General features: G+C 68.9%; 18 protein-coding genes and 1 tRNA gene. 9 read left to right on the top strand and 10 right to left on the bottom strand.

All coding sequences use genetic code 11. The features are described 5' to 3' along the window. Positions 1 to 35 precede the first annotated feature (35 nt). Entirely contained in the window at positions 36 to 1,280 is a 1,245-nt protein-coding gene (locus AB8M46_RS34635) for an MFS transporter (RefSeq protein WP_394362924.1), read from the top strand. Here AB8M46_RS34635 and dapF read toward each other — a convergent pair. From dapF to AB8M46_RS34620, 3 genes are read right to left on the bottom strand one after another with little or no spacing between them, the layout of a single operon-like run. Further along, the gene (gene dapF, locus AB8M46_RS34630) at positions 1,277 to 2,101 is read right to left on the bottom strand and encodes a diaminopimelate epimerase (protein WP_394362923.1); all 825 of its coding nucleotides are present in this window, start codon (positions 2,099 to 2,101) and stop codon (positions 1,277 to 1,279) included. The genes AB8M46_RS34635 and dapF overlap by 4 nt on opposite strands. A gap of 10 nt (positions 2,102 to 2,111) precedes the next feature. Beyond that, positions 2,112 to 3,014: a tRNA (adenosine(37)-N6)-dimethylallyltransferase MiaA gene (gene miaA, locus AB8M46_RS34625; RefSeq protein WP_394362922.1), complete on the bottom strand. Its 903-nt coding sequence runs from the start codon at positions 3,012 to 3,014 to the stop codon at positions 2,112 to 2,114. Further along, positions 3,011 to 3,697, bottom strand: coding sequence for a class III extradiol dioxygenase subunit B-like domain-containing protein (locus AB8M46_RS34620; RefSeq protein WP_394362921.1), 687 nt, complete (start codon positions 3,695 to 3,697; stop codon positions 3,011 to 3,013). Before AB8M46_RS34620 ends, miaA begins: the two co-directional genes overlap by 4 nt. 235 nt (positions 3,698 to 3,932) lie before the next feature. Between AB8M46_RS34620 and AB8M46_RS34615 the strand changes: the two genes are divergently transcribed. Further along, positions 3,933 to 5,246, top strand: a complete 1,314-nt coding sequence (locus AB8M46_RS34615; protein ID WP_037343278.1) for a DUF349 domain-containing protein — start codon at positions 3,933 to 3,935, stop codon at positions 5,244 to 5,246. 173 nt (positions 5,247 to 5,419) lie between these two features. Continuing rightward, entirely contained in the window at positions 5,420 to 5,872 is a 453-nt protein-coding gene (locus AB8M46_RS34610; RefSeq protein ID WP_378422477.1) for a hypothetical protein, read from the top strand. On the opposite strand, the gene AB8M46_RS34605 is transcribed toward AB8M46_RS34610, so the two are convergent. Beyond that, a complete protein-coding gene (locus AB8M46_RS34605) occupies positions 5,869 to 6,330 on the bottom strand; it encodes a hypothetical protein (protein WP_037343272.1) in 462 nt (153 codons plus the stop codon). The genes AB8M46_RS34610 and AB8M46_RS34605 overlap by 4 nt on opposite strands. Further along, the gene (gene miaB, locus AB8M46_RS34600; protein WP_394362953.1) at positions 6,327 to 7,841 is read right to left on the bottom strand and encodes a tRNA (N6-isopentenyl adenosine(37)-C2)-methylthiotransferase MiaB; all 1,515 of its coding nucleotides are present in this window, start codon (positions 7,839 to 7,841) and stop codon (positions 6,327 to 6,329) included. Before miaB ends, AB8M46_RS34605 begins: the two co-directional genes overlap by 4 nt. A gap of 16 nt (positions 7,842 to 7,857) precedes the next feature. On the opposite strand from miaB, the gene AB8M46_RS34595 reads away from it, so the two are divergent. Further along, entirely contained in the window at positions 7,858 to 8,772 is a 915-nt protein-coding gene (locus AB8M46_RS34595) for a TAXI family TRAP transporter solute-binding subunit (RefSeq protein ID WP_394362920.1), read from the top strand. Here AB8M46_RS34595 and AB8M46_RS34590 read toward each other — a convergent pair. Both AB8M46_RS34590 and AB8M46_RS34585 read right to left on the bottom strand, forming a co-directional pair. Further along, entirely contained in the window at positions 8,762 to 10,168 is a 1,407-nt protein-coding gene (locus AB8M46_RS34590; protein ID WP_394362919.1) for a sensor histidine kinase, read from the bottom strand. The two genes, AB8M46_RS34595 and AB8M46_RS34590, sit on opposite strands and share 11 nt — an antisense overlap. A 4-nt stretch (positions 10,169 to 10,172) precedes the next feature. After that, the gene (locus tag AB8M46_RS34585) at positions 10,173 to 10,862 is read right to left on the bottom strand and encodes a response regulator transcription factor (protein WP_038516335.1); all 690 of its coding nucleotides are present in this window, start codon (positions 10,860 to 10,862) and stop codon (positions 10,173 to 10,175) included. A 394-nt stretch (positions 10,863 to 11,256) separates the two neighbouring features. Here AB8M46_RS34585 and AB8M46_RS34580 point away from each other — a divergent pair, with 394 nt between their 5' ends. The 5 genes from AB8M46_RS34580 to AB8M46_RS34560 all read left to right on the top strand — a co-directional run bounded on the left by AB8M46_RS34580 (position 11,257) and on the right by AB8M46_RS34560 (position 15,214). Continuing rightward, positions 11,257 to 11,985, top strand: a complete 729-nt coding sequence (locus tag AB8M46_RS34580; RefSeq protein ID WP_007029281.1) for an amino acid ABC transporter ATP-binding protein — start codon at positions 11,257 to 11,259, stop codon at positions 11,983 to 11,985. Between the two features lie 56 nt (positions 11,986 to 12,041). Then, on the top strand, positions 12,042 to 12,959 hold the full coding sequence (locus AB8M46_RS34575) for a glutamate ABC transporter substrate-binding protein (protein WP_037343263.1): 918 nt from the start codon (positions 12,042 to 12,044) through the stop codon (positions 12,957 to 12,959). Positions 12,960 to 13,043: 84 nt separating this feature from the next. Then, positions 13,044 to 13,691: an amino acid ABC transporter permease gene (locus AB8M46_RS34570; RefSeq protein WP_037343260.1), complete on the top strand. Its 648-nt coding sequence runs from the start codon at positions 13,044 to 13,046 to the stop codon at positions 13,689 to 13,691. Further along, positions 13,688 to 14,557: an amino acid ABC transporter permease gene (locus AB8M46_RS34565; RefSeq protein WP_394362918.1), complete on the top strand. Its 870-nt coding sequence runs from the start codon at positions 13,688 to 13,690 to the stop codon at positions 14,555 to 14,557. The genes AB8M46_RS34570 and AB8M46_RS34565 overlap by 4 nt, the downstream gene beginning before the upstream one ends. 213 nt (positions 14,558 to 14,770) lie before the next feature. Continuing rightward, positions 14,771 to 15,214 (top strand): class I SAM-dependent methyltransferase, encoded by a 444-nt coding sequence (locus tag AB8M46_RS34560; RefSeq protein ID WP_394362917.1) that lies wholly within the window; start codon positions 14,771 to 14,773, stop codon positions 15,212 to 15,214. Positions 15,215 to 15,362: 148 nt separating this feature from the next. Here AB8M46_RS34560 and AB8M46_RS34555 read toward each other — a convergent pair. The 3 genes from AB8M46_RS34555 to AB8M46_RS34545 form a co-directional block, all read right to left on the bottom strand. Continuing rightward, positions 15,363 to 15,434: transfer RNA gene (locus AB8M46_RS34555), tRNA-Glu, on the bottom strand. A 327-nt stretch (positions 15,435 to 15,761) separates the two neighbouring features. Next, positions 15,762 to 16,514, bottom strand: coding sequence for a succinate dehydrogenase/fumarate reductase iron-sulfur subunit (locus tag AB8M46_RS34550; protein ID WP_005164720.1), 753 nt, complete (start codon positions 16,512 to 16,514; stop codon positions 15,762 to 15,764). Continuing rightward, positions 16,511 to 18,427 (bottom strand): fumarate reductase/succinate dehydrogenase flavoprotein subunit, encoded by a 1,917-nt coding sequence (locus tag AB8M46_RS34545; protein ID WP_037343482.1) that lies wholly within the window; start codon positions 18,425 to 18,427, stop codon positions 16,511 to 16,513. The genes AB8M46_RS34550 and AB8M46_RS34545 overlap by 4 nt, the downstream gene beginning before the upstream one ends. Positions 18,428 to 18,466 lie beyond the last annotated feature (39 nt).

Here is an 18,466-nt window from a genome sequence, read left to right as displayed (position 1 = left end):
TGACAGTTTCCAATCACTGGCGCCAAGGTGGCGTCGTGCGCAGAGACTCCCTCTTCTTCCACGCGGACTTCCGGCGGCTCTGGGCGGGTGACACGGCCAGTCAGGTGGGTGCTTTCGCCGGCCACACCGTGATCCCGCTGCTCGCGGCCACCGTGCTGGCCGCGACGCCGTTCCAGATGGGACTGCTGACCGCGGCCGAGACCATCGCGTTCCTGATCATCGGGCTGCCCGCCGGGGTGTGGGTCGACCGGATGCGGCGCCGGGTCCTGATGCTGCGAGCCGACTTCGTCCGCGCGGCGCTGCTGTTCACCGTTCCACTCGCGTGGTGGGCGGGCGTCCTGTCGCTGACACAGCTGATCATCGTCGCCACGCTCGTCGGCGTCGCGACGGTGTTCTTCGACGTCGCCTATCAGTCGTATCTGCCGTCGTTGGTCGGCCGCGAGCATCTCCTGGAGGGCAACGCGAAACTCCAGGCGAGCCAGTCGGTCGCGTTCCTGACCGGCCCGGGCATCGGCGGCGGGCTCGTGCAGCTGGCGGGCGCGGCCAACGCCGTGCTGATGACCGGCGTGGGTTTCCTGACCTCGGCCCTGTGCCTGCTGCGGATCCGCACCGTCGAGGAAGTACCCGGGCAACACGAAGAGGCGAAGCTGCTCCCCCAGATCGCCGAGGGACTGCGGTTCGTCTTCACCGACGCCGCCCTGCGCTCGATCGTCGCCTGCACCGCGACCGCGAACCTGTTCAACGGCGCCTTCACCGCGGTGGAGATCCTGTTCCTGAACCGGGAACTGGGCCTGTCACCGGCGGTCGTCGGCGTCGTCCTGGCGACCGGCGGCGTGGGCGGGATCGTCGGGGCGATCCTGGCCGGGCGCATCACCCGGCGGATCGGGCAGGCGCGGTCGATCTGGTTCGTCCCGCTGCTGACGTGGCCGTTCCAGCTGTTGCTGCCGCTCGCCGCGCCGGGCTGGCGGATCGTGCTGTTCCCCGCGGCGCTGGCGATCGCGGGGTTCGGGATCATCGTCTACAACGTCGCGCAGGTGTCCTACCGGCAGGCCGTCTGCCCGGACCGGCTGCTCGGCCGTATGAACGCCAGCGTGCGCTTCGTGGTGTGGGGGATGCTGCCGCTGGGCGGGCTGATCGGCGGTGTGCTGGGCGAGGCGATCGGGATCCGGGGGACGCTGTGGTTCGTCGCGGTCGGCGAGACGGCCGCGCTGCTGTGGGTGGTGTTCTCGCCGATCCGGAAGCTTCGCGACCTTCCCAAGGAGCCGATCGCGGTCGGTTAAGCGAGCCCGGCCCACCAGGTCTCGTCGAGTTCCCCGCGGGCGACGATCTCCGCCGGCCCGGTCAGTGTGGACCCGCCGCGGCGGATCTCGACCACCACGCGGCCGCCGGGGATGTCGACGGTCGCCTCACCGGTGTCGGTACCCGCGAGGTGCAGGGCGGCGGCGACCGCGGCGACCGTACCGGTGCCGCAGGACCGCGTCTCGCCGACGCCGCGTTCGTGGACGCGCATCTTCAGCGCGTTGTCGCCCAGCAGGTTGATGAACTCGAGGTTCACGCCGTCGGGGAACACGTCGGAGTCGAAGTCGGGCTGGTCGCGCAGGTCGAGCACGTCGACGTCGTCGTCGACGACCGACACCAGGTGGGGGTTGCCGACGTTCACCGCGACCCCGGAGAACGGCTTGCCCGCGACCACGGTGACCGAGGTGCCGGTGATCGCCGCCGGTCCCATCTGCACGGTCACCGTGCCGTCGGCGTGCATCCGCACCGGCCGGTCACCGGCGCGGGTGCCGATGACGAAGTCGCGTTCGGGTACGAGCCCGGAATCGACGAGGTACCGGACGAAGACCCGGACGCCGTTGCCGCACATCTCCGCGATGGACCCGTCGGCGTTGCGGTAGTCCATGAACCATTCGCCGCCGGACTCGGCACCCAGTGCGGCCGACCGCACGATCCGGAGCACACCATCGGCGCCGAGACCACGCTGACGGTCGCACAACGCGGCCACCCGCGCTTCGGTCAGCTCGAGGCGGCCGTCGGGGTCGGGAAGCAGCACGAAATCGTTCTGTGTGCCGTGTCCCTTGAGGAATTCGATGCCGCCCATGGCGCCAAGATTACTGGGCCACCGCTTCGAGGACGCGCTCGGCCAGCCGCTCCGAACCGCCGTCGAACCACCGGATGCGCTTGTCCCGCCGGAACCAGGAACGTTGTCTCCGCACGAACCTCCGGGTGGCCTGTGCGGTGGCCGCCGAGGCCGCCGGGAAGTCGCCGTCACCGTCTAGCGCGGCGATCACCTGTTGGTAGCCCAGCGCCCTCGAAGCGGTGAGCCCGTCACGGAGTCCCTGACCCAGCAACGTCCGGACCTCGTCGACGAGTCCGGCTTCGAACATGAGCTCCACGCGGCGGTCGACGCGGATGTCGAGTTCCGCCGGTTCGCGGTCGATGCCGATCAGGACGGTGTCGTAGCGCGCGGGCCCCGGTCTCGGCAGGTTCGCCGAGAACGGTTCGCCGGTGATCTCGATGACCTCCAGCGCGCGCACGATCCGGCGGCCGTTGGTCGGCAGGATGGCCGTGGCGGCGACGGGGTCCAGTTCCGTGAGCCGGGCGTGCATCGCGGCGACGCCGAGTTCGTCGGTCTCGGCGGTCAGCCGGGCGCGCACGTCCGGATCGGTACCCGGGAACTTGAGATCGTCGAGCACGGCTTGGACGTACAGCCCCGACCCGCCGGTGAGGATCGGCACGCGACCGGCTTCGAGGAGTTCCTCGACCCGCCGACGCGCATCGCGCTGGTACGCGGCGACGGAGGCGGTCTCGGTGACGTCGAGGACGTCGAGCAGGTGATGCGGCACGCCTCGCCGCTCCTCGACGGTCGCCTTCGCCGTCCCGATGTCCATCCCCCGGTAGAGCTGCAACGCGTCAGCGTTGACCACCTCACCCCCGAGGGTGAGGGCGAGTTCGACCGCGAGCGCGGTCTTCCCGGTCGCCGTGGGCCCGACGACCGCGACCGGCCGGATCACGCGCGCTCCCAGACCGCGACGTGATAGCCGACACCGAACGGCGCGGCAGAGTAGAGGACCTCGGCGGTCCAGTCCCCGGCCGCCAGACCGGCGAGAACCTGCCAGGGCGCGCGGCCACCTGCCCCGAGTTCGGCGGCCAAGGCGGGGTCGAGCGCGGCCAGCGCTCCCGTGTCTGCCTTGGCCAGGGCGTCGCGGACCCCGGCGTCGAAATCCTCGGCGCGCGCGTCCTCCCCGCCGGGGGAACGGGGGCCGTGCCTGCTCGAACCGTCGCCGAGAACGAGCACGGCGGAGTGGTCGCCCACCGCGCGGGCGAACTGTTCACACTGGTCGGAGGGGGTGGCGGGATCCACGAGATGGACGCGGACGGACGACGCGCCACTCTGCTCACGAAGCCAGCCGGCGACGAGCGCGGGCAACGGCAGCTCGGTTTCGGGGGCCGTCACCCGGCTGAGTGAGACTCCGAGGTCGACGCCGAAACCGCGGAACGACCCGCTCGCGTGTTCGGGCACCGCGGGGGCGCCAGCGGCCGCGCCGATGACGACCCAGTCCGGCGAAGCACTGGTCAGGCGCCTCGCCGCGGCGAGGCAGGCTTCGCGCAGCTCGGCGCACTCGTCAGCCGCTCCGGCGGCCAGTTCGGGGATGAGCAGCGGGGGTTGCGGGAGCACGGCGACACGGCGGATCACGGCCGCCGACGTTACCTTCCCCGCCACCTACCACCCGCAACCGACCGACACGGAGGGTCCTCCGGAAGTAGGATCACTGCCCTCTGGTGGTTCATCCGGTTCCACGGTGGACGCTGAGCTGCTTGAATGCCGCAAGGGGTTGATGCCCCCGAAGCAAGACGGCAACGCATTACCCGGCCCCGCCGCTAGGCGGGGCGCCCGCGCCAGCGGGCGTACAGGCGATAAGGAGCCTGCGATGGCCCAGGAGAACACGTCCACCGGTACCCCGGCACCGCACCCGGTACCGCACGCGCTCGGTGGCGGGCATCCCGCACCCCCCGTGCCGCCCGCCGAGCCCAGCCCGTCCGCTTGGGGCAGGGTCGACGAAGAAGGAACGGTCTACGTCACCACGGCCGACGGCGAACGCGCGGTCGGTGTCTGGCAGGCCGGGAGCCCGGACGAGGGTCTGCTCCACTACGCGCGCCGCTTCGACGACCTGCGCACCGAGGTCGAGTTGCTGGAGACCCGGCTGGAGTCCGGCGCGGGCGACCCGAAGCACGCGCTGGCGACGGCGACACAGCTGCGTGACGGCCTCGCCGAAGCCGCCGTCGTCGGCGACATCGCCGCGCTGAACGGCCGCATCGAGCAGGTCATCGCCCACGCCGAGAAGGCGCTGGCCTCGGCCAAGCAGGAGCGCGAGGAGGCCCGCGCGGCGGCCGTCGTCCGCAAGCAGGCCCTCGCCGACGAGGCCGAGAAGCTCGCCGCCGAGTCGACCCAGTGGAAGGCCGCCGGCGACCGGCTGCGCGCGATCCTCGACGAGTGGAAGACCGTCAAGGGCGTCGACCGCAAGACCGACGACGAGCTGTGGAAGCGGTTCTCCAAGGCCCGTGAGGCGTTCAACCGCCGTCGCGGCTCGCATTTCGCCGAACTCGACAAGCAGCGCGCGGGCGCCAAGCACCGCAAGGAAGAGCTGATCGCCGAGGCCGAATCGCTCTCGGAGTCGTCGGACTGGGGCGAGACGGCGGGTCGCTACAAGGACCTGATGACCGAGTGGAAGGCCGCCGGCCGCGCCCCCAAGGACAGCGACGAGGCGCTCTGGCAGCGGTTCCGCGCCGCGCAGGACAAGTTCTTCGCCCGGCGGTCCGCGGTGTTCTCCGAGCGGGACGCCGAGTTCGCGACCAACGCGCAGCAGAAGGAAGAACTCCTCGTCGAGGCCGAGAAGATCGACCCCGCCGCGAACCTGGAGGCGGCGAAGCAGCACATGCGCCGCATCCAGGACCAGTGGGACGAGATCGGCAAGGTCCCGCGCGAGCGCATCCGCGAGCTGGACGGGCGACTGAAGGCCGTGCAGGACGCGATCAAGTCGGCCGAGGACAGCAAGTGGCGGCGAACCGACCCGGAGGCGCAGGCCAGGGCGGCGCAGTTCCGCGAGCGGGTCGAGCAGTTCGAGTCGCAGGCGGCGAAGGCCCGTGCGGCGGGCGACGAGCGGCGCGCGAAGAAGGCGGACGAGCAGGCCGCGCAGTGGCGTGAGTGGCTCGAGGCAGCGGAAGCGGCCATCGCGGACCGGTAGGTCTTCGGCGTCCTGTAGTGCCATGAAAGGTCCTTTCCTTGCAAATTTCGCAAGGAAAGGACCTTTCATGGCGTTCGGGGGCGGGCGCACGCGTCACTCCACTGTGGAGGGACGCCTGGCACCTTCGTGCGTATTCGGGCGCTCTCCGCGCTCAACCGTGGTCGACTTCGATCATGAACCAGACACTGATTCCCCCAGCACGCCGGGCGTTCGCCGCCCTGGCGATCAGTTGTGCTCTGGTGGCCGGGCTCGCCCCGGCCGCGTCGGCGACGGCCGCCCCGGCACCGGCCCCGGTCTCCGCCGAAGCGGGCAAGAAGAAGGTCAAACTCGACGCCTCGCTCAGCAAGAAGCAGGCGAAGGTCAACGAAAAGGTCACCCTCAAGGGGACTCTGCAGGCTCAAGAAGGCGGCGACGCGGCCGACAGCCTCGAAGCGATCATCGTGCAGCAGCTTCAGGGCAGCGTGTGGGTGAACATCGCCGACACGACCTGCCGGCCCAACTCGACGTTCTCCCTGAAGCTGAGTTTCTCCTTCAGCGCGGTGGTCACGCTGCGGGCTTACCACCCGGAAACGACGCTCTACGCGAGCGCGTACACGTCCAGCAACCTCACCCTGCGGGTCGGCTAGCTGCGGGAGAAGGCCGCACGCATCCAGTAGATGGCCAGCGCGACGGTGGCGATCCAGGCGACGATCAGCCCGAAGCCCGGACCGCCACCGGCCGCGCCGGTCGCGTGCGAGGACTGCTGCGACCAGATCGCGAGCATCCCGTCGACGGAGGCGAACCAGCCGCCCGCGGCGCAGACCCAGGCCAGCCACCAGCGCCGGGTCACCAGCGCGACAGCGCCGACGAACACCCCGATGCCGGTGGAGGTCGCCGCGAACAGCTGCGGGATCCCGCCGCCCCTGCCGAGCAGCACCTCCCAGCCGGCGTGCTCACCGACCCAGGGCAGCAGCTGCGCGATCAGCAGCACGAACACCAGCACGGCGATGGAGAACCCGCGCCTGCCCAGCTCGATCGTCTTGGCCGCGCGCGCACCGACCTCGTCGATCTCGGCGGCGAGTTCGTCGATCTTCGGTTCGGTCACAGCGCACACCCGCTCACCGGTTCCGGCGTGACGGCCGGGGCGCCGAAGCCCGGCAGGCCCAGCGTCACGCCGTTGGTCTTCGGCCGCAGCCCGGCCTCGGAGTTGTCCCCCGCCTTGGTGCGGCGGTGCGACAGCAGGTCACCGTCGGCGACGAGGTGGTGCGGCGCGCCGTAGGTCACCACGGTCTCGACGACGTCGCCCGGCCGTACGAGGCGGTCCACGAGCGGCCCCGTCGGCGTGAAGTGGACGAGCCTGCCGTCACGGGCACGGCCGCTCATCCGTTGTGTCTCGGTGTCCTTGCGGCCTTCGCCGGAGGCCACCAGCAGCTCGACCCGCCGTCCGACGATCTTCTTGTTCTCGTCCCAGGAGATGTCGTTCTGCAGTTGCACGAGCCGCTCGTAGCGCTCCTGCACGACCTCCTTCGGCAGCTGCCCGTCCATCTCGGCGGCGGGCGTGCCCGGCCGGATCGAGTACTGGAAGGTGAACGCGCTGGAGAACCGCGCCTGCGCGACGACGTCGAGCGTCGCCTGGAAGTCTTCCTCGGTCTCGCCGGGGAAGCCGACGATGATGTCGGTGGTGATCGCGGCGTCGGGCATGGACTCGCGCACGCGGTCGAGGAGCTTGAGGTACCGCGCCGAACGGTAGGACCGCTTCATCTCGCGCAGCACCCGGTCCGAACCGGACTGCAGTGGCATGTGCAGCTGGTGGCACACGTTCGGCGTCTCGGCCATCGCGTCGATGACGTCCTCGGTGAACGCCGCCGGATGCGGCGAGGTGAACCGGACGCGCTCCAGCCCGTCCACCGAACCGCAGGCGCGCAGCAGCTTCCCGAACGCGAGCCGGTCGCCGAATTCGACGCCATAGGAGTTCACGTTCTGGCCGAGCAGGGTCACTTCCAGCACGCCTTCGGCGACGAGCGCCTCGACCTCGGCCAGGATCTCGCCGGGACGGCGGTCGCGTTCCTTGCCGCGCAGCGCCGGGACGATGCAGAAGGTGCAGGTGTTGTTGCAGCCGACCGAAATCGACACCCAGCCCGCGTACGCCGAGTCGCGCTTCGCCGGGAGCGTCGAGGGGAAGGTCTCGAGCGATTCGAGGATCTCGACCTCGGCCTCGGCGTTGTGCCGCGCGCGTTCCAGCAGCGTCGGCAGCGAGCCGATGTTGTGCGTGCCGAAGACGACGTCCACCCAGGGCGCGCGTTTGACGATCTCGCCGCGGTCCTTCTGCGCGAGGCAGCCGCCGACGGCGATCTGCATGTCCGGCTTCGCGGTCTTCTGCGGGCGCAGATGACCGAGGGTGCCGTACAGCTTGTTGTCCGCGTTCTCCCGCACCGCGCAGGTGTTGAACACGATCAGGTCGGGTGTGGCCTCGCCGTCACCCGGAACGTAGCCGGCGTCCTCGAGCTGCCCGGCAAGACGTTCGGAGTCATGCACGTTCATCTGGCAGCCGAAGGTGCGGATCTGGTAAGTGCGCGCGCTCATCTCGCCTTCGAGGGTACGCGGGCGGGGTTCCATGGCACGATCGACCCTCATGAGGAGACCAGGGGTGCTGGCGGTGGTGATCGCCGTGGTCTGTGCCCTGGTCGCCGGGTGCGGACCCGATCTGTCCGGGACGAAGGTGCGGATCGCGGCGGGGCTCAACGGCGGCGTCTACGACAAACTGGCCGAGGCGCTGGCCGACGCGTGGGCCGCTCAGCTGGACACCGAGCGGCCCGAGATCCAGGAGACGCACGGCTCGCCGGACAACGTCGACCGGGTGCGGGCGGGGAAGGCCGACGTCGCGTTCGTGGCCGCCGACGTCGCCGCCGCCGACAAGAGCCCCGGCCTGGCCGCGCTGGCCCGCGTGCACGACGACTACCTGCACGTCATCGTGCGCGCCGACTCGTCGATCAAGTCGTTCGCGCAGTTGCGCGGCCGCAAGGTCGCGATCGGCTCGCCGGACTCGGGGGTCGAGTTCCTGTCGAAGCAGCTGCTCAAGGCGGCGGGGTTGACCGGCGCGATCGACCGGCGCAACCTGGGCCTTCCCGAGGCGCTGCCCGCGCTGGAGAACCGGCAGATCGACGCCGTCATCTGGTCGGGTGGGCTGCCGACACCGTCGATCACCGAGAAGGTGCACACCGTCGGCCTGCGGCTGCTCGACATCACCGACCTCGCGGACGCGCTGCGGGCCACCAGCCCGGTGTACCGGACCGCGACCATCCCGGTGACCGCCTACAACCTGCCGTCGCCGGTGACCACGCTCGTGCTGCCGAACTTCCTGGTGGTGCCCACGTCGATGCGCGACGACGTCGCCGAGGCGCTGGTACGCGGGCTGTTCGACGCGCGGGACCAGCTGGTCAAGGCGGCGGGCGCGGCGTTGTCGATCGACGTCCACCCCGCCATCGAGACCGCTCCCCTGCCGCTGCATCCGGGGGCGCTGCGTTACTTCCGGTCACTCAAGGACTAGCACCGTTTAAGGGCAGGGTCACCGTCACCTGGAGACCGCCACCTTCGGGTGAGCCGAGCCGCAGCGAACCGTCCGATCTGGCCAGGATCTCGGTGACGATCGCCAGGCCGAGGCCGGAGCCGGGCACGTTCTGATGCGCGGTGCTGCGCCAGAACCGGTCCGCCGCGCGGTCCAGTTCGTCGTCGCGCAGGCCGGGGCCGTGGTCGCGGACGGCGATGTCCACCTTCCCGTCCGCCGTGGTGACGTCGACCCTCACCTCGGTCCCCGGCTCGGTGAACTTGAGCGCGTTGTCCAGCAGCGCGTCGAGGACCACTTCGAGGCCGCGCGCGGGCGTGAGCACCCTCAGCCCACCGCCCAGCCCGGACGCGACCAGGGTGATGTCGCGTGCCGCGCCGACGACGGTCCAGTCGGCGACCCGGGCGCCCACCGTCTCGTCGAGGCCGACCGGCACCAGTTCGCCGCCCGAGGATTCGGCCCTGGCCAGCGAAAGGAGCTCGTCGAGGATCTGGTTGAGCCGTCGCGCGTCGACGAGGGCGGCTTCGAGATCGGCCGCGGCCAGGTCGTCATCGACGTGCCCGTCGAGGTTGCCGAGCCGGATCTTCAACGCGGTCAACGGGTTCCGCAGCTGGTGGGAGGCATCGGCGACGAACGCGCGCTGCGCGGAGAGAGCCTCGTCGACGCTGGCGGCCATCCGGTCGAAGGAGCGTTCGAGCTGCCGCAGTTCCGGCGGACCGCCCGTCTCCCCCACCCGTTTGACCTCGCGGCCGCTGACCACGGAGGCGACCAGTTCGCCGGTGGCGTCGTCCAGCCGTCGGACCGGGCGCAGGATCCAGCGCACCACCGGCACCGCGACCAGCAACGCGAGCCCGAACGCCAGCACCGCACCCGCCGCGATGAGCAGCCACCACCACAGCAGCGCGGTGCGGGCCTTGTCCGTCGAGGAGACGGTGATCACCGCGCCCCGCACCTCGCCGTCGATCAGGATCGGCTCGGCCAGCACCAGCGGCTCGGTGGACCACGGCAGCAGCAGCGGACCGGGTTCCGAACGCCGCCCGGCCAGCGCCTGCTGCAGATGTGAGGCGATGACGGGGTCTTTGAGATCGATCCCGGCCGTCTCGCCCGGCCCTCCGGCGACGGATTCGCCGTCCTGGTCGACGATCGCCACCGGCACCCCGTAGACCTCGGTGTAGCGGCGGAGCTCGTCCTCGATCAGGTCCGGCCGGTTCTCCACCAGCGGGCGCTGGGCCAGCGACGCGAACCGGGAGGTGTCGGTGAGCCGGTCGAGGAAGAGGTCGAGCTGCGCACTGGCCGCCACGCTGAGCGAGAGCGGGATGCCGAGGCCGAACACGAGCGCCGCGACCAGCGTCAGCACGATCGCCTGGAGCCGGACGCGCACCGGCTCAGCCCTCCTCGGCCGGGCCGTAGGCGCCGCCGAGGCGGTACCCGACGCCGCGGACGGTCTCGATCAGCGCGGGCCTGCCGAGCTTGGTCCGCAGGGTGGCGACGTGGACGTCGAGCGACCGGCTCTCCGCGGGGCCGCGATGCCCCCACACCTCGTTCAGCACATGGTCGCGGGCGCAGACCGCGCCGCGGGCGGTGACCACCAGCGCGAGCACCTGGAATTCCTTGCGGGACAACGAAACCGGCTGCCCGTCGACCTGCACCTCATGGCGTCCGATATCGACGGACACATCACCCGCGCGGATGACGCCCGCCGGTTCGGGCGCGGCGGGCCGCTCCCCTCGGCGACGGCGCACGGCCTCGACGCGGGCGACCAGTTCGTCGACGTCGTAGGGCTTCACCAGATAGTCGTCGGCGCCGGACCGCAGTCCCTGGATCCGGTCGTCGACCTCGCCCCGCGCCGAAACGACGATCACCGCGACGTCGCTGACCGCGCGGATCCGGCGGCACAGCACGATCCCGTCGATATCGGGCAGCCCCAGGTCGAGCAGCACGACGTCGACCTCGTGCACCAGATCGAGCACCCCGGCGCCGGAGGCCAGGCGTTTGATCGTCAGGCCGCGCCGGGTCAGCGCGGGCGTCAAGGCACCCGCGACCCGGTCGTCGTCCTCCACCAGCAGTACCCGCACCCGTGTTTCCCTTTCACGCCGTCCCCGCACCGCGACGACTTGAGGAACGACTCTATGGGGTGAGTCACCACTCGCGCTGCCCGTACCGCTGGGCCGGATGGCCCTGTGAGGGACCCGCTGCACGCGGTAATGGTCACGATGCGTCACAGATCTTGTGTGACCCCGGTTACGAGGCACCCCCGCTTTGTCTAGGCTGATCAGCGCCGGACGGCGGCGGATCGGGCCGTCCGGTGGCTTGAGAACGATACGGACTTGAAACCCTAAGTATTGGTCAAGCCGCCTTTACAAGCGGTCCGACGGGAGTAGGTTTCCGCCATCGCGTGGTGCCTGACCCCGCAGTCCCCTGCAAACGAACGCTCCTGGAGGCCAGATGACCGCGGAGGTGGCGGCGCCGATGATCAAGGCGGCCGCCGTGAACAAGTACTTCGGCGACCTGCACGTGCTCAAGGAGATCAACCTCGAGGTGCCGCGCGGGCAGGTCGTGGTCGTGCTCGGGCCGTCCGGGTCTGGCAAGTCGACGCTGTGCCGGGCGATCAACCGGCTGGAACCCATCAACTCCGGCGAGATCGCGGTGGACGGCGTTCCGCTGCCCGCCGAAGGGAAGGCGCTGGCCGCGCTGCGCGCCGACGTCGGCATGGTGTTTCAGTCGTTCAACCTGTTCGCGCACAAGACGATCGTCGAGAACGTCATGCTCGCGCCGATGAAGGTCCGCAAGGTCAACTCGGCCGAGGCCCGCAAGACCGCGATGGACCTGCTCGAACGTGTCGGCATCGCCAACCAGGCCGACAAGTACCCCGCCCAGCTCTCCGGCGGGCAGCAGCAGCGGGTGGCGATCGCCCGCGCGCTGGCCATGCGCCCCAAGGTGATGCTGTTCGACGAGCCGACCTCGGCGCTGGACCCGGAGATGGTCCAGGAGGTCCTCGACGTGATGACCACGCTCGCCAAGGACGGGATGACGATGCTCGTCGTCACCCACGAGATGGGCTTCGCGCGGCGCGCGGCGAACCGGGTGGTGTTCATGTCCGACGGCGAGATCGTCGAGGACTCCACCCCGGACGACTTCTTCACCAAGCCGAAGACGGATCGCGCCAAGGACTTCCTCGGCAAGATCCTGACCCACTAAGCGTTTCCGCGGCGCGGGCTCGTGCCGCATCGACGGAAGAAACAGGAGAGGTTCACATGAGGATCCGCACCCTTGCGGTGGGTCTGCTCGTCGGCAGTCTCGCACTGACCGCTTGTGGCAAGGAAGGCACGCCCAGCTCGCCGGGCGGCAGCTCCGAAGGCGCGAACGCCGGTGCCCAGCTGCCCCAGTACACGGTGGCGTCGAACGTCGACCTCGCGGGCTCCCCGGTCTTCGCGAAGATCAAGGCCGCGGGCAAGCTGACCCTGGGCGCCAAGGACGACCAGCCTGGTCTGGGCAAGAAGGACCCGACGAGCGGCAAGTTCGCCGGTTTCGACATCGAAATCGCGAAGCTCGTCGCCGCGAGCCTCGGCTTCGGCGAAGACAAGATCACCTTCAAGACGGTCGACTCGGGTGCCCGTGAGCAGGCCATCGTGAACGGCGACGTCGACTACTACGTCGGCACCTACACGATCAACGACAAGCGCAAGGCGCAGATCTCCTTCGCCGGCCCGTACTTCGAGGCCGGCCAGGACCTGCTGGTGCGCAAGGACGAGACGACGATCACCGGTCCGGAGACCTTGAAGGGCAAGAAGGTCTGCTCGGTCACCGGCTCGACCCCGATCCAGCGCGTCCGCGAGCAGAACCTGACCGAGCCCGGCAACATCGTCGAGTTCCAGAAGTACTCGCAGTGCGTCGAGAAGCTCAGCACGAAGGAGGTCGACGCGGTCACCACCGACGACGCGATCCTGAAGGGCTTCGCTTCGGAGGACTCCGACAGCTTCAAGGTCGTCGGCAAGACCTTCTCGAAGGAGCCGTACGGCATCGGCCTGAAGAAGGACGACAAGGTCCTTCGCGACAAGATCAACGACACCCTGCAGAAGGCGCTGGACGACGGCACCTGGCAGAAGATCTACGACGCCACCCTCGGCAAGTCGGGTTCGGCGGCGCAGAAGCCCACCCTGCAGAAGTACTGATGTAACCAGCGGCCGGTGGACCCGTGACGGGTTCACCGGCCGCTCCACACCCACCTCCAGTCGACGGCAGCGGGGAAAGGCTCCATGAACGTCCTGCTCGACAACCTGGATCTCTACGGTCCGTTCTTCCTCACCACGATCGAACTGTTCCTCTGGTCGGCGGTCGGCAGCCTGATCCTCGGCACGATCCTGGCGATGCTGCGGGTGAGTCCGGTCCTGGCGTTCCGCGCGGCGGGAACGACCTATGTGACCCTCATCCGCAACACCCCGCTGACGCTGGTGTTCGCGTTCTTCGTGTTCGCGTACCCCCTGCTCGAAATCGTCAAGCTCAACTTCTTCACCGCCGCGGTCGTCGCGCTGATCGTGTACACCTCGGCGTTCATCTGCGAGGTCGTCCGGTCGGGCATCAACACCGTCCCGGTCGGCCAGGCCGAGGCCGGGCGCGCGCTGGGGCTGACGTTCGGCCAGATCCTCGGCCAGATCGTCCTGCCGCAGGCGCTGCGCTCCGTGGCGCCGCCGCTGATCAGCACCCTGATCGCGTTGCTGAAGAACACCACGATCGCCGCGGGCTTCTCGGTCGCCGAGGCCGGCGCGATCCGGTCGTACCTCTCGGAACGAGGTGACAACCAGTTGATCGGCCTGCTGTGGGTCGCCCTGGGCTTCATCATCCTCGTCGCCGTACTTTCTCTCATCCAGCGGAGCCTGGAGAAGCGCTGGAGCGTGGCCCGATGAGCAGTGTCCTGTTCGACGTCCCCGGCCCCAAGGCGCGGATGCGCCACCGCATCTACGCGGTCATCGGCGTCGTCGCCATCGCCGCGTTCATCACCTTCGTCGTCTACCGGTTCTACGACACCGGCCAGTTCACCGCGCGCAAATGGGAATGGCTCCAGTACCAGCAGGTTCAGATCGACCTGCTGAACGCGGTACTGGAAACGCTCCGGGCGTTCGCGGCGGCGGCGGTCCTCGCGCTGATCTTCGGTGCGGTCTTCGCGGCCGGGCGGCTCTCCGACCACGCCTGGATCCGGCGCATCTCCGGCGTGATCGTGGAGTTCTTCCGCGCCATCCCCGCGCTGATCCTGATGTTCCTGTTCTACTTCGGCCTCCCGGCCGTCGGCGTCCCGATGACGCCGTTCCTCGGCGTGGTCTTCGGTCTCACGCTGTACAACGGCTCGGTGCTCGCGGAGGTCTTCCGCGCCGGCATCCAGGCCCTGCCGAAGGGCCAGGCCGAAGCCGCGTACGCACTCGGCATGCGCAAGACCCAGGTGATGTTCACCGTCCTGCTGCCGCAGGCGATCCGGGCGATGCTGCCGACGATCATCAGCCAGATGGTGGTGCTCCTGAAGGACACCGCGCTCGGCTTCATCATCACCTTCCAGGAACTGCTGTACTACGCCCGCTACATCGGCACACAAGGCGAATTCGGCCGGCCGATCGTGCCGTCGACGCTGGTCGCGACCGGTATCTACATCTGCCTGTGCCTGCTGCTGACGGCGCTGGCGACGTATCTGGAGAAGCGCAACCGGCGCAGCAAGAAGCACATCGACCTGGACGAGAAGAAGGCCGAGGAGACCGGACTGGGAGCCGCCGCCTCCGCTTGATCTGTCCAGAAATCCGGAAGAGGCCCCGCCGCGCAGCGCGCGACGGGGCCTCTTGCTGTGCTCACGCTTTGCCGAGGATGCGGCAGCACCGCATCACCGGATTCCGCTGTGACCACAGCTATCCGCGGGTCGCCGGCTACATAACCCAAGCAGGTATCGAGATAGGCCTCTTGGTCCTGTCGGGACAGCAGCCGCTCGGCTAGCGTCGGCCGTATGGCGGACCAGGCCGCGACGCTGCTCGAAGCGCTGCCGGACCTGGCGGGCAGGGCGGTCCTGGTCGTCGGGTGCGGCGATGGCCGCTATCCGCGCCTGTTCCGGCGAGAGGGCGCGCGCCGCGTGGTCGGCGTCGACGCGGATCAGGCCTCGATCGCGGTCGCGCAACGCGAAGAGGAACGCGACCCCGTCGGGATCTCGTACGAGGTCCACCAGCTCGCCCGGCTGCCGGTGATGGGGGCCTTCGACGTCGTCGTCGCTTTCCTGGACTCGCCGGCCCATCTCGATCGCGTCGCCGCGAGCCTGGTGACGGGCGGGCTGCTGGTGGTCGTCGCCACGAACGGGCTCAACCTGGAAGAAGGCCTGCGCGACAACGGTTTCCAGGATCTCGTCCTGCGCCGCCACGAAAGCGGCGACGTGCACAGCGCCCGCAAGACGGGCTGAGTCGCGCACCCTGGTGTCGAGCCAGGCTGGCCGGGGCTATGAATCCCGGCCGGTCACCGGACCGTGCGCGTCTGGCGGTATGGGACACACGGACCCCACACCGCCGCACCGGTACGACGGAACAGGTTTCCCCCGCCGTGCCGGGGCGTAGCGCGTGTGGGAGTCGAACCCACGTCACCGGGGTGAAAACCCGGTATCCATTCCGCTGGACCAACGCGCCTTGGCCTGGAACACAGTCCGGCACGCATCGCGCACCGGACTGCTTCGTTCCAGAAAACAGGGTCACCGCAAAGAAAAAGCCGCCCGGTTCGGTTTCCCGAAGGACGGCTCCACGTACGCGACGTCCGGCTAGGACGGCGGCGTGGAGCCGTGTTTCTCTTCCATGCCAAGGAACATGGCGTAACAACGTCGCGTCATGTGTCCTCCTTGGTCGGTGTGCGGTAAGTGTGCGACAGGCGAGTGAGTGAGGGCAACCGATTAAAAGCCGTGAAGGCCTCCTTCCCTACTCTCAGGGTAGGGAAGGAGGCCTTCACGGACTTCCTCGTGACTACTTGTCCCGCCGGAACAGTTTGTTCCCCAGCCACACGATGGGGTCGTACTTCCGGTCCGCGACGCGTTCCTTCATCGGGATCAGCGCGTTGTCGGTGATGTGGATGCCCTCCGGGCACACGTCCGAGCAGCACTTGGTGATGTTGCAGTACCCGAGCCCGTGCTCCTCCTGCGCCTCGTCACGCCGGTCGGCGACGTCGAGCGGGTGCATTTCGAGTTCGGCGATCCGCATCAGATACCGGGGCCCGGCGAAGGCCTCCTTGTTCTCCTCGTGGTCACGCACCACGTGGCAGGTGTTCTGGCACAGGAAGCATTCGATGCACTTGCGGAACTCCTGCGAGCGCTCGACGTCCACCTGCTGCATCCGGTACTCCCCCGGCTTCAGTTCCGGGGGCGGCGTGAACGACGGGATCTCGCGGGCCTTGGTGTAGTTGAACGACACGTCGGTCACCAGGTCGCGGATCACCGGGAACGTCCGCATCGGTGTCACGGTGATGACCTCGTCCTCGGTGAAGGTCGACATCCGCGTCATGCACAGCAACCGCGGCTTGCCGTTGATCTCCGCCGAGCACGAACCGCATTTGCCCGCCTTGCAGTTCCACCGCACCGCCAGATCCGAGGCCTGGGTGGCCTGCAACCGGTGGATGATGTCGAGGACGACCTCGCCCTCGTTGACCTCGACGCTGTAGTCCTGCAGTTCACCCGAATCGGCGTCGCCGCGCCAGACCCGGAAACTCGCCTTGTAGCTCATGCCGGACTCCCGGGGTGCGAAGTCAGTTCTTCGTCGGTGTAGTACTTCCCCAGCTCGGACAGTTCGAAAAGCTCCAGCAGGTCCTGCCGCAACGGGACCTGGGCCTTGACCTCGACGCCGATGTCCGGCACCACCGGGTTGTCGCCCGGAGTCGCCGAGCAGACCAGGAGTTTGTTGCGCCACTGGGCATCCATGCCCGGGTGATCGTCCCGCGTGTGCCCGCCCCGGCTTTCGGTCCTGGTGAGCGCGGCCCTGGCGACGCATTCGCTGACCATCAGCATGTTCCGCAGGTCGACGGCGAGATGCCAGCCGGGGTTGAACTGCCGGTGCCCTTCGACGGTGACCCGCTTGATCCGCTCGCGCAGTTCCCCGAGCTTCTCCAGCGCCCGCTCGATCTCCTCCGCCTTGCGGATGATGCCGACCAGGTCGTTCATCGACTGCTGCAGTTCGGTGTGCAGGCTGTACGGGTTCTCCTCGACGCCGTCACCCGGCGGGTCGAACGGCGCGAGCGCCATCGCCGCGGCGGCGTCCACATCGGACTGACTGACCTTCGGACGGTCCTTCAGGTCCGCGACGTAGGACGCGGCGCCGAGGCCCGCACGACGGCCGAAGACCAGGAGATCCGACAGCGAGTTGCCGCCGAGCCGGTTCGAGCCGTGCATCCCGCCCGAGCACTCGCCGGCCGCGAACAGCCCCGGCACGCTCGACGACGCGGTGTCCGGGTCGACCTCGATCCCGCCCATCACGTAGTGACAGGTGGGGCCGACCTCCATCGGCTCCTTCGTGATGTCGACGTCGGCGAGTTCCTTGAACTGGTGGTACATCGACGGCAGCCGTTTGCGGATCTCCTCCGCGGGCAGCCTGCTGGCGATGTCGAGGAAGACCCCGCCGTGCGGCGATCCCCGGCCCGCCTTGACCTCCGAGTTGATCGCGCGCGCCACCTCGTCGCGCGGCAGCAGATCCGGCGTGCGGCGGTTCTTCTCCTGGTCGGTGTACCAGCGGTCGGCTTCCTCTTCGCTGTCCGCGTACTGCCCCTTGAACACGTCGGGGACGTACTCGAACATGAACCGTTTGTCCTCGGTGTTCTTGAGGACCCCGCCGTCACCTCGGACGCCTTCGGTGACCAGGATCCCCTTCACACTCGGCGGCCAGACCATGCCGGTCGGGTGGAACTGGACGAACTCCATGTTGATGAGCGTCGCCCCGGCCCGCAGCGCCAGCGCGTGCCCGTCGCCGGTGTACTCCCACGAGTTCGAGGTGACCTTGAAGGATTTCCCGATGCCGCCGGTCGCCAGCACCACCGCCGGCGCCTCGAACAGGATGAACCGGCCGCTCTCGCGCCAATACCCGAAGGCGCCGGAGATCCGGCCGTCTTCGGTCAGCAGCTCGGTGATCGTACATTCGGCGAAGACCTTGATCCTCGCCTCGTAGTCGCCGGTCTCCTTGAAGTCCTCTTGTTGCAGCGAAACGATTTTCTGCTGCATCGTGCGGATCAGTTCGAGCCCGGTGCGGTCGCCGACGTGCGCCAGCCGCGGGTATGTGTGCCCGCCGAAGTTGCGCTGGCTGATCCGGCCGTCGGCGGTACGGTCGAACAGCGCGCCGTAGGTCTCCAGTTCCCAGACCCGGTCCGGCGCCTCCTTGGCGTGGAGTTCGGCCATCCGCCAGTTGTTGAGGAACTTCCCGCCACGCATGGTGTCGCGGAAGTGCACCTGCCAGTTGTCGTTCGAGTTCGCGTTGCCCATCGACGCCGCGCAGCCGCCTTCGGCCATCACGGTATGCGCCTTGCCGAAAAGCGATTTGCACACCACCGCGACGCTGAAGCCGCGTTCACGGGCTTCGATGACCGCGCGGAGGCCGGCACCGCCGGCACCGATCACCACCACGTCGTAGCTGAGCCGTTCGACCTCGGTCATGAAAAGAGCCACCTCGAAGCTTGTCGCCGGGGACGGGAG

This window comes from Amycolatopsis sp. SB7-3 (assembly GCF_041021335.1).
In the GTDB taxonomy this organism is placed as follows: domain Bacteria; phylum Actinomycetota; class Actinomycetes; order Mycobacteriales; family Pseudonocardiaceae; genus Amycolatopsis; species Amycolatopsis japonica.
Note: the sequence above shows the minus strand (reverse complement) of the source record. Positions and strands in the feature narration are given on the sequence as shown.

Coding starts and splice junctions, on each gene's coding strand:
- AB8M46_RS34550 (WP_005164720.1), bottom strand. CDS start 16,514: ATGAGCTACAAGGCGAGTTTCCGGGTCTGGCGCGGCGACGCCGATTCG.
- AB8M46_RS34545 (WP_037343482.1), bottom strand. CDS start 18,427: ATGACCGAGGTCGAACGGCTCAGCTACGACGTGGTGGTGATCGGTGCC.
- AB8M46_RS34580 (WP_007029281.1), top strand. CDS start 11,257: ATGATCAAGGCGGCCGCCGTGAACAAGTACTTCGGCGACCTGCACGTG.
- AB8M46_RS34565 (WP_394362918.1), top strand. CDS start 13,688: ATGAGCAGTGTCCTGTTCGACGTCCCCGGCCCCAAGGCGCGGATGCGC.
- miaB (WP_394362953.1), bottom strand. CDS start 7,841: ATGGAACCCCGCCCGCGTACCCTCGAAGGCGAGATGAGCGCGCGCACT.
- AB8M46_RS34610 (WP_378422477.1), top strand. CDS start 5,420: ATGAACCAGACACTGATTCCCCCAGCACGCCGGGCGTTCGCCGCCCTG.
- dapF (WP_394362923.1), bottom strand. CDS start 2,101: ATGGGCGGCATCGAATTCCTCAAGGGACACGGCACACAGAACGATTTC.
- AB8M46_RS34575 (WP_037343263.1), top strand. CDS start 12,042: ATGAGGATCCGCACCCTTGCGGTGGGTCTGCTCGTCGGCAGTCTCGCA.
- AB8M46_RS34615 (WP_037343278.1), top strand. CDS start 3,933: ATGGCCCAGGAGAACACGTCCACCGGTACCCCGGCACCGCACCCGGTA.
- AB8M46_RS34595 (WP_394362920.1), top strand. CDS start 7,858: ATGAGGAGACCAGGGGTGCTGGCGGTGGTGATCGCCGTGGTCTGTGCC.
- AB8M46_RS34570 (WP_037343260.1), top strand. CDS start 13,044: ATGAACGTCCTGCTCGACAACCTGGATCTCTACGGTCCGTTCTTCCTC.
- AB8M46_RS34560 (WP_394362917.1), top strand. CDS start 14,771: ATGGCGGACCAGGCCGCGACGCTGCTCGAAGCGCTGCCGGACCTGGCG.